Source organism: Winogradskyella sp. MH6, from assembly GCF_022810765.1.
GTDB lineage: Bacteria > Bacteroidota > Bacteroidia > Flavobacteriales > Flavobacteriaceae > Winogradskyella.
In genome coordinates this window covers 1,786,832-1,799,898 of sequence record NZ_CP094494.1, presented here as the reverse complement: position 1 = coordinate 1,799,898, position 13,067 = coordinate 1,786,832, and the positions used below count along the sequence as shown (strand labels likewise).

10 protein-coding genes are annotated in these 13,067 nt (G+C 34.6%); 5 read left to right on the top strand and 5 right to left on the bottom strand.

The window, feature by feature from the left end; genetic code table 11:
* Position 1 precedes the first annotated feature (1 nt).
* Positions 2 to 616 (top strand): deoxynucleoside kinase, encoded by a 615-nt coding sequence (locus MST30_RS08055; RefSeq protein WP_243470907.1) that lies wholly within the window; start codon positions 2 to 4, stop codon positions 614 to 616.
* Here the strand turns inward: MST30_RS08055 and MST30_RS08050 are convergent.
* From MST30_RS08050 to MST30_RS08030, 5 genes are all read right to left on the bottom strand, one after another.
* Entirely contained in the window at positions 613 to 1,611 is a 999-nt protein-coding gene (locus tag MST30_RS08050; RefSeq protein WP_243470906.1) for an App1 family protein phosphatidate phosphatase, read from the bottom strand. The genes MST30_RS08055 and MST30_RS08050 overlap by 4 nt on opposite strands.
* A gap of 73 nt (positions 1,612 to 1,684) precedes the next feature.
* Positions 1,685 to 4,126 carry a sodium-translocating pyrophosphatase gene (locus MST30_RS08045; RefSeq protein WP_243470905.1) on the bottom strand — a complete coding sequence of 814 codons (2,442 nt, stop codon included), beginning with the start codon at positions 4,124 to 4,126 and terminating at the stop codon, positions 1,685 to 1,687.
* A gap of 147 nt (positions 4,127 to 4,273) precedes the next feature.
* Complete coding sequence (locus MST30_RS08040) at positions 4,274 to 4,801, bottom strand: inorganic diphosphatase (protein ID WP_243473870.1); 528 nt, start codon at positions 4,799 to 4,801, stop codon at positions 4,274 to 4,276.
* 113 nt (positions 4,802 to 4,914) lie between these two features.
* Positions 4,915 to 7,425 carry a DUF5686 and carboxypeptidase-like regulatory domain-containing protein gene (locus MST30_RS08035; RefSeq protein WP_243470904.1) on the bottom strand — a complete coding sequence of 837 codons (2,511 nt, stop codon included), beginning with the start codon at positions 7,423 to 7,425 and terminating at the stop codon, positions 4,915 to 4,917.
* 89 nt (positions 7,426 to 7,514) lie between these two features.
* Complete coding sequence (locus tag MST30_RS08030) at positions 7,515 to 8,492, bottom strand: pyruvate dehydrogenase complex E1 component subunit beta (RefSeq protein ID WP_243470903.1); 978 nt, start codon at positions 8,490 to 8,492, stop codon at positions 7,515 to 7,517.
* A gap of 209 nt (positions 8,493 to 8,701) precedes the next feature.
* Between MST30_RS08030 and MST30_RS08025 the strand changes: the two genes are divergently transcribed.
* From MST30_RS08025 to MST30_RS08010, 4 genes are all read left to right on the top strand, one after another.
* The gene (locus tag MST30_RS08025) at positions 8,702 to 9,448 is read left to right on the top strand and encodes an electron transfer flavoprotein subunit beta/FixA family protein (protein WP_243470902.1); all 747 of its coding nucleotides are present in this window, start codon (positions 8,702 to 8,704) and stop codon (positions 9,446 to 9,448) included.
* A 10-nt stretch (positions 9,449 to 9,458) separates the two neighbouring features.
* Positions 9,459 to 10,421 carry an electron transfer flavoprotein subunit alpha/FixB family protein gene (locus MST30_RS08020; protein ID WP_243470901.1) on the top strand — a complete coding sequence of 321 codons (963 nt, stop codon included), beginning with the start codon at positions 9,459 to 9,461 and terminating at the stop codon, positions 10,419 to 10,421.
* 150 nt (positions 10,422 to 10,571) lie between these two features.
* Positions 10,572 to 11,186 carry a bifunctional nuclease family protein gene (locus MST30_RS08015; RefSeq protein WP_243470900.1) on the top strand — a complete coding sequence of 205 codons (615 nt, stop codon included), beginning with the start codon at positions 10,572 to 10,574 and terminating at the stop codon, positions 11,184 to 11,186.
* Positions 11,187 to 11,201: 15 nt separating this feature from the next.
* The gene (locus MST30_RS08010) at positions 11,202 to 12,926 is read left to right on the top strand and encodes a NupC/NupG family nucleoside CNT transporter (RefSeq protein ID WP_243470899.1); all 1,725 of its coding nucleotides are present in this window, start codon (positions 11,202 to 11,204) and stop codon (positions 12,924 to 12,926) included.
* Positions 12,927 to 13,067 lie beyond the last annotated feature (141 nt).

Here is a 13,067-nt window from a genome sequence, read left to right as displayed (position 1 = left end):
TATGCATTTTGCAATTGCTGGAAACATAGGAGCAGGAAAGACGACGTTGACTAAAATGTTAGCTAAACATTACAAATGGGAAGCGCAATTAGAAGACGTTGTAGACAATCCTTACTTAGATGATTTTTACAATCAAATGGAACGTTGGAGTTTCAATTTACAAGTATATTTTCTCAATAGTAGATTTCGTCAAATTAGCCAAATTCAAACTAGTGGTAAAGACATTATACAGGACAGAACCATCTATGAAGATGCCCATATTTTCGCACCTAACTTGCACGCCATGGGCTTAATGACCAATCGTGATTTTGAAAATTATTCATCGTTGTTTGAATTGATGGAATCTTTTGTGAAAGGACCAGACTTGCTAATTTACCTAAGAAGTTCTATTCCTAATTTAGTAGCTCAAATCCATAAGCGTGGACGTGATTATGAGAACACTATAAGTATTGACTATTTAAGTCGTCTTAACGAACGTTACGAAGCTTGGATCACTAAGTATGACAAAGGCAATTTACTAATCATTGACGTTGACAATTTAGACTTTGTTGCCAATCCTGAAGATTTGGGTGGTATCATCAACAAAATTGACGCAGAAATAAACGGTTTATTCTAGGCTATAAAACCGTATTCTCTGGCATGCTCAATAGCTTGCGCACTACTTTCTACCAATAATACCTCTGTGGTTTTATAATTATCTACAAGGTTTTTTACGCGAAGCATTTTCTTTTTGTGTTTAACAGTGCGTAGATATATTGCCAATATTCTATCTGGAAACTCTTCTGCTATCTCCATATAGATCTCTGGATCGTGCTCGCCACTATCACCTATTAGTATAAATGGCAAATTAGGATAGGTTTTTAAGAGATGAAGAATTTCTTTCTGCTTCTGTGGTTTTTGATCTTGCGGTTGTTTCCTAAGAAGATTACTGAAGTTTCTAAGCAAAATTGGCCCCTTAGGAAAATTGTGTTGTCTTAAAAACAACTCTAGATAACGATAGAGATTCCAAGGACTATGACTAACATAAAAAATAGGGTTAGAATTTTTACCTGAAACACCTCTATGTAATTTATGATAAAAGTCTGCTGCTCCTTCTAGAGGAATTCTGTTTTTAGCATGTTTAAATACCGAATTATAAATGACTTCCCACTTTAAAGTACTCACCACACCAGTATGAATAATAGTATCATCTATATCACTAGCAACACCAAACTGTGCTTCTACTGAAGGTATTAATATTTCACCCGGAAATCTATTATCATTTTGAATGGTTCTTTTAATGTTTACATCGTTATAAGACAATTCAAAAGGCAACCAACCTTCGTCATTGACAAGTTTTGATAGCTCAGCTAAATTGGCTTCAATTTTATAATAACCATCTCTATCTGTTTTACCTTTAAGAATTGTTCCTTCCGGAAGTTTAATAGAAATCCCTACATTTTTAATTTCATCGGTTTCAAAACGTTTCCAAGTATTGATAATAAGATGCCAAGTATTTTGATTTTCGAGATCAATAGATTCGTCTTCTAAAGCTCTGCCACGTGCATAAAAATGGGTATCTGTACCATAACCCTGAAATGCAATGATTTGAAGTGGATCTTTTTTAAACATCTATTAATCTTAGTACGTAAAAATAAAAAAACCACGCTGTTTAGCGTGGTTTTAATAACTAGTTATTAAAAAATTATTCCTTAGTAATATTTACCTCTTCGATAATTTTTTCGACGTTTTTAGCTTCACTTTTAACAGTAGCTTCAAAAGCTTCTAATTCTTTTTTCACTTCTGCCTCAGTGCCTTCAAAAACAATAACCTCAGAAACCTTTTCACCATCTTTAATAGTAGAGTAGTTTACTGTAGCTTTTGCCATGTCTTTAGACTCAATAGTCATTTCTATTGAGACTTCTTTTTCATTATTAGCCAAACCTTCTTCAGAAGAGTGACCACCTAAAATTGGTGCTATAACCAAACCTACCAAACACGTTAATTTAATTAAAATGTTCATAGAAGGACCCGAAGTATCTTTAAAAGGATCACCAACAGTATCACCTGTTACTGCTGCTTGATGCGGAGGTGATGGGTTATCATCTTTGTGCTTGTAAAATGTTTTCCCATTAATTTCAACACCTGCTTCAAATGATTTTTTAGCGTTGTCCCAAGCTCCACCAGCATTATTTTGAAAGATAGCCCACATTACACCAGAAACACAAACTCCTGCCATATAACCACCTAGTACTTCTGCACCAAGTAAAAAATCATCGTTTACTAGCGCTGTACCTATTCCCATTACTACTGGAGTTACTATAGTGATAAGACCAGGTATTATCATTTCTTTTAATGCTGCTTTAGTTGAAATATCTACACATTTTCCATATTCAGGAGTACCTGTTCCTTCCATAATCCCAGGTATTTCTCTAAACTGTCTTCTAACTTCCTCTACCATCTGACCTGCTGCTTTACCAACAGACTCCATTGCAAGTGCTGAGAAAATTACAGGAATCATTCCACCGATAAACAATGCCGCTAACACAGGTGCTTTAAAAATGTTAATCCCATCAATACCAGTAAAAGTTACATACGCAGCAAATAAAGCTAACGCTGTTAAAGCTGCAGAAGCAATAGCAAATCCTTTACCTACTGCTGCTGTTGTATTACCTACTGAATCTAAAATATCTGTACGCTCACGAACATGCGGCTCTAATTCACTCATTTCTGCTACACCACCTGCATTATCAGCGATTGGACCAAATGCATCAATAGCCAACTGCATTGCTGTAGTAGCCATCATTGCTGAAGCAGCTAAAGCTACTCCATAGAATCCTGCCAATACATAAGCACTCCAAATTGCTACAGCAAAAAGAATTACAGATAAAAATGTAGATTTCATACCAACAGCTAAACCTGATATAATATTAGTAGCTGCGCCTGTAGATGAATTTTTAACAATTTTTAAAACTGGTGTTTTACCCAAACTTGTGTAGTATGCAGTAACCATAGAAATTAAAGCTCCAACAGCCAAACCTATAGTAGCAGCATAAAATACATGTCTAGAAGGAATTGTCTTTAAACCTTCTCCAAAAAAGTTCATTTCCATAGTCATTGGTAACATCCAACGGATTAAAAACCATGAAGCTACCCAAGTAATTCCAATAGAAACCCAGTTACCTGTATCTAAAGCTTTTTGAACCACAGATTCTTTAGCGTCATTACTAGAAATACGCACTAAGAATGTTCCTAAAATAGAAGCTAAAACACCTACACCTGCAATAACTAAAGGTAAAAGGATTGGTCCCATATTATTAAAAGCATCAGTAAATGGCGCTCCTGTAGACATATCTCTTATCACGTAGTTACCAAGTACCATAGCTGCTAAAACCGTAGCAACATAAGACCCAAATAAATCGGCTCCCATACCTGCAACATCACCAACATTATCCCCAACGTTATCTGCAATAGTTGCTGGATTACGTGGATCATCCTCTGGTATACCTGCTTCTACTTTACCAACTAAATCAGCTCCTACATCAGCAGCTTTGGTATAGATTCCTCCACCTACTCTTGCGAATAATGCTATACACTCAGCACCTAATGAGAATCCAGCCAAAGCTTCAAGAGCAACTGTCATTTCATCATAAAAACTGTTTTCTCCGGTTACAAACATTTTAAGGAAAATAAAAAAGAACAAGCTAATACCTAAAACAGCAAGTCCAGCTACACCAAGCCCCATTACAGTTCCACCACCAAAAGACACTTTTAAAGCATGTGGCAAACTTGTTTTTGCAGCCTCAGCTGTTCTAGCGTTTGCATCAGTTGCTATTCGCATACCAATATTTCCGGCTAAACCAGAAAATACTGCTCCAAAAACAAAAGCAACAATAATGATCCAATGCGTGGTTGGTACTAAATATGATACAACCCCTAATGCCACAGCTGCCATTACTACAAATACTAGTAATAATCGATATTCTGCTGCCAAAAATGCTAGAGCACCTTCTTTAATTGATTTAGAAATACTTTGCATTTTTTCATCGCCTGCAGGTTGCTTTTTTACCCAAGACATTTTAACGAACATAAAAAGCAATCCTACAATTGCTAATGCCATCGGTACATAAATTATGTTTGATTCCATATAATATTTATTGAGATTAGTTATTCGCTTTTCAAACTGGGCAAAAGTAGTAAAATCAATCAAATTTTACGAAAAAAAGCAATATCAATAATTGATATTGCTTTTTTTTAGATTATTATTATAAAAAAGTGCTTATTTCACAAAGTACTAAATAGTGAAAGTTCGCTTTTTCTTATGTTCACTTTCATCATAACGCTTTACACACTCTTGGTATATTTTTATAGCTTCTTCGGCATTTCCCCATCCACCTACATCTACTTTCTTTTCCTCTAAATCCTTGTAAACTTGAAAAAAGTGTTCTATCTCTTTTAGCCTGTGCGGATTTAAATCACTAATGTCATGATTGTTACTCCAAATTGGATCCGAAACTGGCACACAAATTATTTTCTCATCTGGTCCCTTTTCATCTGTCATATGAAAAACTCCTATAGGTCTTACCTCCATTACTACCATTGGAAATGTAGGCTCTGTTCCTAAAACCAAAACATCTAATGGGTCGCTATCTAAAGCTAAAGTTTCTGGCACAAAACCATAGTCACCAGGATACATCATTGACGAAAAAAGCATTCTATCGAATCTAATTTTGTTTAATGCAAAATCGTATTCATATTTATTACGGCTCCCTTTAGGGATTTCTATTAAAACATCGAAGGTTAATTGGGTTGAATCTGTCATCATTAATATAATTAAAAAGGTTGCAAATATAAGTGTTTGATGACGTTAGACCAATTCTATTATAGAATAATAACGAAAATATAACCTAAAACGTAGACGCTGACATGTTCCTTTTAGAAATAAAAGCCAAAACTACCTGTAACTCCAAAACGTCTGGCATCTGGATTGTCTAAATAATTACCTCTAAAGTTGAAATCTATTCTTAGAATCTTGAAAATATTAGCCACACCAAAACTATACTCATAATACATGCGTGTATCTGGTGCTAAAAGTGGAAATTCAACTGGATTTCCTGTAGTACTTAAAGCTATGTTTTCATCAGACAGTTCTCCCCAAACACCTCGCAGACCAACAATTGCTCTAAGATTATATTTCTTTAAAAATGGGATTCGAGAAAAAAGGCGACCATTAAAATTGTGTTCAAAATGAACAGAAGTATATGTATCTGTAACAAACTCATAAAAATCGAGTTGTGAGAATGTATTGTATATTGAGAAATAGGTTTGGTTACCAGGAACCACACTTAGCAAACCTAGTGGTACTTCACCAAATGTTTTACCAGCTTCAATCGACGTCACTAAACGCCCAAAACCACCTACTTGCCATGGTTGGATATAAGAAAACTGTACTTTGGTATAATCAAAATCACTATCAAACCAATTGCGATCCCCACGTGTAACCTGAGCAAAAAGTCTGGCAAAATTATCGTTCTTCTCTTTTCGTTCTACACCAAAGCCTGTCATTTCACGCTTTGGAAAATAGGATAAAGCCAACCTGCTTTCAAACTGTTTAATCTCTGATGAAATTCCTGTTGAAGATTCAGGATTGTTATAATCTAAACTGAAGGTTGGTGATGCTGAACTTAAGGTTCTAAAACTTCCGTCTAAACGCACTTCAAAATTCCGAAGTGGTTCAATTGAAAACCCTAAATTGGTCAAATTAATATTGGTTAATTTATCGTTTGAACCTGCTGTAAAAACTGCACTAGAGGCTAAGCTTCTACCCAAAACGTCAGTAGAACTTGTTAGACTTGCGCCAATCTGCTCTATATCTCGCCTATTACCACCAAAAATGGTTAATCGGCTCCGTTTATCTAACAACCACTTACCAGAAATACCATATTTGAATTTATCATCTCTAAAGCCATAAGCTAAGAAACCTTCTAGCCTCCATAAATCGTTTGGACCAAAATAGGTTCGTCCACCTGTTCTAAGACGCAATCCTTCAACTTCATTAAAACCGAATGTTGAAAAAATTGGACCGTAATCAAAATTTATACTCGGGAATTCTACATATCCTGAGGCGAGTATACTTCCGAGATTATAAAGACGCTTGAATTTTTTTACAGTTTTTAAAGTGTCTAACATTTTGTAAACACCCTTTTCGTCTTTGTTTAAAGCCTCTAACCTATTCTTTTCCCAAAAATCGTCTTCTCTATTATAAATATCAGCATCATAAGTATAAACTACCTTATCATAGAATTTTTCATCCTTTGGCTGATTGAATTGATAATTATCATACAACGTAGTACGTTTACCGTAAACACCTCTCGATTTTTCTTTTTTATTTAGGGCAAAATCCGAAAGAAAATAATCGCGTTTTATAAGAAAAACCGAATCATTTAAAACTTCAAATTCCTGCTCTATATAAATTTCTTTTACCCAGTTGATATTGGCACTTTTAGAGGCCTGAAGATTTATTTCTTTGATTGCATAAGTTGAATCATTAACCCAAAAGTCTCCTTTAAAGGTCAATTCATTTTTTCGTCTTGGGTAGTAAATGATATTATAACACCATTTATTATCTATGTATGCACTATCTGAAAGTACATAGTTATAGGTTTGAATACCTGTACGACTCAACGGACTTACAAAACTCTTATCAAAGAATTTTAAATAGTTATCGTAAATATTATAGTCTGAATATAAGTCATCTATAAAATCTATAATAACCTGATTGTTACTAAATCCTGAGTTTTTATTTCCTACTAAATCCTCTCGCTTTTCATTTCTTTCATTATCGCCGTAAACCTTTTTTACAGACTCATTCAGGAAAATTGGCAAATACGTTTTACCTGTTACTGAGGAGGTATCAACTTCTTCAAAAACAAACTCCATACCCTTAAACAGTTTACTTTTTATTAGCGCACTATCTATGGTATTAAGGTCAAACTCTACTTTTTCGTATTGGTCGTACTCGTATTGTTTAAACTGGCTGAGTCCGTTTTGTCTTTTACGCTCCCAAATCTTTTTTAGAATACGTATAGCAGGATTTTCTGAAGCTTTTTTTGATTGCTTGCCACTAACTACAACAACCTCTTTTAATGACTCTGCTTCTTCTTTTAGTATAAATCTTAAGTCGTAGTTTACTTTTTTAGTAAGTGGAAATTCTAAAACTTCATAACCAACAAAAGAAACCATTAAAGCATCCCAAGTCTCGTCAGACTCTAAATAAAATCGTCCGTCTTCGTTTGTAATAGTACCTTCGGTAGAACCTTTAAAAACTACGTTTGCAAAAGGAATTGGCTCATCGTTTACATCATAAACGTAACCACTAACTTTTGTTTGAGACAAAGCTGAGGTTAAGCCAATAATAAAAAGGGCAAAGAATAGTTTTAACTTCATATTTAAACAATAAACTTCATCAACAACCGTGCTAAAATTAGTTTTTGGTTATTAATGAAGTTTATTAAACGCAGAAAACTGCGATTTATTTATTTATACATTACTTTTTTCACCGCTTTTACAACGTCATCGCTATTAGGCAACCACTCTTCTAAAAGTACTGGTGAATATGGCGCAGGTGTATCTGCAGTATTAATTTTTACAACTGGAGCATCTAAATAATCAAACGCTTCAGATTGTACTAAGTATGTAATTTCTGTTGCTACATTACCAAAAGGCCAAGCTTCTTCCACCACAACAAGTCTATTAGTCTTCTTTACAGATTCTACAACTGTTTTTCTGTCCATAGGACGTACAGTTCTTAAATCTATAACCTCACAAGAGATACCTTCTTTTTCTAATTCGTCCGCTGCTTTAAAAGCCTCTTTTATAATCTTTCCAAAAGATACTATAGTAACATCTGTTCCTTCTCTCTTAATATCAGCAACACCTAATGGAATTGTGTATTCACCTTCTGGTACTTCACCTTTATCTCCATACATCTGCTCACTTTCCATAAAAATTACCGGATCGTCATCTCTAATTGCAGATTTTAAAAGTCCTTTTGCATCATAAGGATTAGATGGCACAACCACCTTAAGACCTGGTGTATTAGCAAACCAACTCTCAAAAGCTTGGGAGTGTGTTGCTGCTAACTGACCTGCAGATGCTGTTGGACCTCTAAATACAATTGGGCATTTAAATTGTCCGCCAGACATTTGTCTAATTTTTGCAGCGTTGTTAATAATTTGATCAATACCAACCAAAGAGAAATTAAACGTCATATACTCTACAATAGGACGGTTACCAGTCATTGTAGAACCAATTGCCACACCAGCAAAACCAAGTTCTGCAATAGGTGTATCTATAACGCGCTTTGGTCCAAATTCATCTAACATCCCTTTTGATGCTTTATAAGCACCATTGTATTCTGCAACTTCTTCACCCATAAGATAAATGCTTTCATCTCTACGCATTTCTTCGCTCATGGCTTCAGCGATAGCTTCTCTAAATTGAATTGTCTTCATTATTTTCTTTTTAAACGAAGAACAAAAATAGCAATAAATGAAAAACTAAGTAGCTCAAATTTCTTTAAAATTTATTATGCACGCATAGTAAATATTCGAAATAAAATATTTACCTTCGTAACCGCAATTTTTTGATGTTTTACAAATGGTTAGCGAAATCGTTATCGTAAAATTTCACATAATAATGTAAACTTAAATAAGATATAAGTATGAAGATTTTAGTATGTATCAGCCACGTACCTGATACGACTTCCAAAATTAACTTTACAGATGGCGACACTAAGTTTGACACTAATGGTGTACAATTTGTAATTAATCCTAATGACGAGTTTGGTTTAACCAGAGCAATGTGGTTTAAAGAAAAGCAAGGTGCAAGCGTAGATGTTATCAACGTAGGTGGTGCAGAAACTGAGCCAACATTAAGAAAAGCATTGGCTATTGGTGCCGATACTGCTATAAGAGTTAACACAGAAGCTACTGATGGTTTTTCTGTTGCAAAACAATTAGCAAAAGTGGTTAAAGATGGTGGTTACGACTTAGTTATAGCAGGAAGAGAGTCTATTGATTATAATGGCGGAATGGTTCCTGGTATGTTAGCAGCAATGACAGACGCTAACTTTGTAGCTAACTGTATAGGATTAGAAGTTGATGGTACTAATGCAAAAGCTGTAAGAGAAATTGATGGTGGTAAAGAAACTGTAAGTACTTCACTTCCTTTAGTTATTGCAGGACAAAAAGGTATTGTTGAAGAAAGTGATCTTCGTATCCCAAATATGAGAGGTATTATGATGGCTCGTAAAAAACCGTTAAATGTTGTTGAGCCTGTAGCTACTAATTCAGAAACTACAACTGCTAGTTTCGAAAAACCTGCACCTAAAGGTGCGGTTAAGTTAGTCGATGCCGATAATATCGATGAGTTAGTAAATTTACTTCACAACGAAGCTAAAGTCATTTAAAAAAAGAATTATGTCAGTTTTAGTATATACAGAATCAGAAAACGGAAAATTTAAAAAAGCAGCTTTAGAAGTCGTTTCTTACGCAAAAGCTGTTGCAGACCAAATGGGCACAACAGTAACTGCTGTTGCCATTAATGCAGACAATAGTGATAGTCTAGGCGCTTATGGTGCTTCTAAAGTATTGTCTGTAAAAGATGAAAGTCTAAATAAATTTAACGCTAAAAAATACGCAGCTGTTATAGAGCAAGCTGCTAAAAATGAAAGTACAAAAGTTGTTGTTTTAAGTTCTAGTGCAGACAGTAAATACTTAGCACCCTTATTAGCTGTAGGTTTAGATGCAGGATATGTTTCTAATGTAGTAGAAGCACCATCTAGCACTTCTCCTTTTACAGTGAAACGAACTGCTTTTACAAACAAAGCTTTTGCTAATACAGAAATAAATACAGATGTAAAAATCGTTGGTTTATCTAACAATTCTTTCGGAATTATTGAAGCTGGTGGTAGTGCTTCTGTTGAAGATTTCTCACCTTCAATACCAGACTCTGGTGTTAGCGTAGAGTCTGTAGACAAAGCAACAGACAAAGTAAGTATTGCAGATGCAGAAATAGTAGTATCTGGTGGTAGAGGATTAAAAGGTCCAGAAAATTGGGGAATGATAGAAGAGTTAGCAGATGTTTTAGGTGCTGCAACTGCATGTTCTAAGCCTGTATCTGACCTTGGTTGGAGACCTCATAGCGAGCATGTTGGGCAAACAGGTAAGCCTGTTGCGTCTAACCTATACATTGCTGTTGGTATCTCTGGTGCAATTCAGCATTTAGCAGGTATTAATGCTTCTAAAGTAAAAGTTGTTATTAACACAGATCCTGAAGCTCCTTTCTTTAAAGCAGCTGACTATGGAGTTGTTGGTGATGCGTTTGAAGTAGTACCAACATTAATAGAAAAACTAAAAGCTTTTAAAGCTCAAAACGCATAATTTTATTACCTTGTAATATTAAAGGACTGTTTAAATTTAGATTTTCTTAATAGGTTTACGTTTCATCGAAAGTATTGAGAAAAATATCCAATTCTGCATTTTGCAGTTGGTAAAGTCCAAATTTAAACAGTTCTTTGTGTTTTAAAATTCATGAGTTTAGTTCGTTTAAATATAAAAGGTATTTCCTACAGCCAAACACAAAATGGCGCGTATGCCTTAATACTTAATGAAGTTGATGGTGACAGAAAACTTCCTATTGTTATTGGTGCTTTTGAAGCGCAATCTATTGCTATTGCACTAGAGAAAGAAATTCGTCCACCAAGACCTTTAACTCACGATTTATTCAAAAATTTTGCCGACAGATTTGATATTGTTGTGAAACAAGTCATTATTCACAAATTAGTTGATGGTGTCTTCTACTCTAGTCTTATTTGTGAGCGCGATAAAATTGAAGAAATCATTGATGCCAGAACCAGTGATGCCATTGCATTAGCATTACGTTTTCAGGCACCAATCTTTACTTACAAAAACATTTTAGACAAAGCAGGTATATACCTTAAAGTAAATCCTAAAAAAGAGGATGAAGAACAAGATAGCATACTTGTCGATGATTTTATAGCTGAAGAAATAGAAAATGCAGTTGCCGACCAAGAAGGTTATAAAGACAAATCTTTAGAAGAATTGAATAGCCTTTTAGAAGAAGCCGTAAATAATGAAGATTATGAAAAGGCTGCAAAAATAAGAGACGAAATTTCTAAGCGCTAACTAACACCCCTTTTTATGAATCATTTTTTCAAAGCCCTTATTGCTATATTTATTGGAGTTTCATCAATTACAGCACAAGAGCTAGAAAAAACATGGCAGTTCACCACAATTGAAAACACCCAAACAGGTGAAGCATTATCCATTTCAGATTCTGATATATTAAAATTTAGGGATGGTGATTTTGATTACAAACTACTAAGCAAAGATAGCCTTAAAGCTTCTGGTCATTATACATTTCAAAATAATCTTTTGGTCTTTTATTACAACACACCAAAAGACACTATCAGAAAATATAAGGTTCGTGAGTTTACAGATTCAACACTTGTTTTTACTGAAAAACTAACAACATATAGTTTCAAATCTTTAGAATCTAAAAGTACTGCTATAGCTTCCGCCATAACAGGTGAAAATACAGAAAACACAATTAAACCAAGTCAAGGTTTTTCCTTTAATAGTTTATGGCGAGGTATTTTAGGTATGTTTACTCTAATTGTTATTGCTTTTCTGTTTAGTAGCAACCGAAAAGCTATAAACTGGAAAACTGTAGGAATTGGTTTAGCTTTTCAGTTACTTATCGCTATTGGTGTACTAAGGGTTGGATTTGTAAAAACTATTTTTGAAAGTATCGGAAGTGTTTTTGTAAGCGTCTTAGATTTTACAAGAGAAGGTAGTAAGTTTTTGTTTGAAGGTTTGGTTGTGGACATGGACACCTTTGGTTTCATTTTCGCATTTCAGGTATTACCAACGATTTTATTCTTTTCTGCATTAACATCTGTCTTATTCTATCTAGGTATTATCCAAAGAGTGGTTAAAGGCTTTGGTTGGTTATTAACTAAACTTCTAAAGATATCTGGAGCGGAAAGTCTAAGTGTTGCCGGAAATATTTTCTTAGGACAAACCGAAGCTCCGTTGTTAATTAAGGCTTATTTAGAGAAAATGAATAAGTCCGAAATTCTTTTAGTCATGATTGGCGGAATGGCCACTGTAGCTGGTGCTGTATTAGCAGCTTATATTGGCTTTTTAGGTGGTGACGATCCTGCTATGCGATTATTATATGCAAAACATTTGTTAGCAGCGTCAGTTATGGCAGCACCAGGTGCTATTGTCATTTCAAAAATATTATACCCACAAACAGAAGACATCAATACAGATGTTAAAGTCTCTCAAGAAAAAATCGGTGCTAACCTTTTAGATGCCATTGCTAACGGAACTACAGAAGGCTTAAGACTAGCCGTAAACGTTGGAGCAATGTTATTAGTGTTTGTAGCTTTTATTGCAATGATTAACGGTATTCTCGGTTGGGCTGGCGATGTTACTTCATTAAATACATGGATGGCTGCAAATACACCTTACCAAAGCTTTTCTTTAGAAGCTATACTGGGAACTATTTTTGCTCCTTTAATGTGGCTTATTGGTGTGGCTAAAGAAGATATGATGATGATGGGTCAGCTTTTAGGAATTAAATTGGCTGCAAGCGAATTTGTTGGCTATATACAACTTGCTGACTTAAAAGATGTCGCCAATGCCACACATTTAAACTATAACAAGTCTGTAATTATGGCAACTTATATGCTATGCGGATTTGCTAATTTTGCTTCTATCGGAATTCAAATTGGTGGTATTGGATCTTTAGCTCCAGGACAAAGAAAGCAGTTATCTAAATTTGGTATGAAAGCCTTAATTGGAGGTACAATAGCTTCTTTAATATCTGCTACCATTGCTGGAATGATAATAGGGTAAAAACCAATACCTACGAAAGCAGGAATCTCGATTATTTACAGTTAATAACTTTTTATATTATATAAGGCTTCAAATCAATGGTTTTGAAGCTTTTTTTTATTTTCGTTTTTGAATTATGCTATTTGCATTTCGCTTAAAAAT

What these genes read in the sequence shown, in the direction of transcription:
- MST30_RS08055 (WP_243470907.1), top strand. Translation starts at nt 2, where the DNA reads ATGCATTTTGCAATTGCTGGAAACATAGGAGCAGGAAAGACGACGTTG.
- MST30_RS08050 (WP_243470906.1), bottom strand. Translation starts at nt 1,611, where the DNA reads ATGTTTAAAAAAGATCCACTTCAAATCATTGCATTTCAGGGTTATGGT.
- MST30_RS08045 (WP_243470905.1), bottom strand. Translation starts at nt 4,126, where the DNA reads ATGGAATCAAACATAATTTATGTACCGATGGCATTAGCAATTGTAGGA.
- MST30_RS08040 (WP_243473870.1), bottom strand. Translation starts at nt 4,801, where the DNA reads ATGACAGATTCAACCCAATTAACCTTCGATGTTTTAATAGAAATCCCT.
- MST30_RS08035 (WP_243470904.1), bottom strand. Translation starts at nt 7,425, where the DNA reads ATGAAGTTAAAACTATTCTTTGCCCTTTTTATTATTGGCTTAACCTCA.
- MST30_RS08030 (WP_243470903.1), bottom strand. Translation starts at nt 8,492, where the DNA reads ATGAAGACAATTCAATTTAGAGAAGCTATCGCTGAAGCCATGAGCGAA.
- MST30_RS08025 (WP_243470902.1), top strand. Translation starts at nt 8,702, where the DNA reads ATGAAGATTTTAGTATGTATCAGCCACGTACCTGATACGACTTCCAAA.
- MST30_RS08020 (WP_243470901.1), top strand. Translation starts at nt 9,459, where the DNA reads ATGTCAGTTTTAGTATATACAGAATCAGAAAACGGAAAATTTAAAAAA.
- MST30_RS08015 (WP_243470900.1), top strand. Translation starts at nt 10,572, where the DNA reads ATGAGTTTAGTTCGTTTAAATATAAAAGGTATTTCCTACAGCCAAACA.
- MST30_RS08010 (WP_243470899.1), top strand. Translation starts at nt 11,202, where the DNA reads ATGAATCATTTTTTCAAAGCCCTTATTGCTATATTTATTGGAGTTTCA.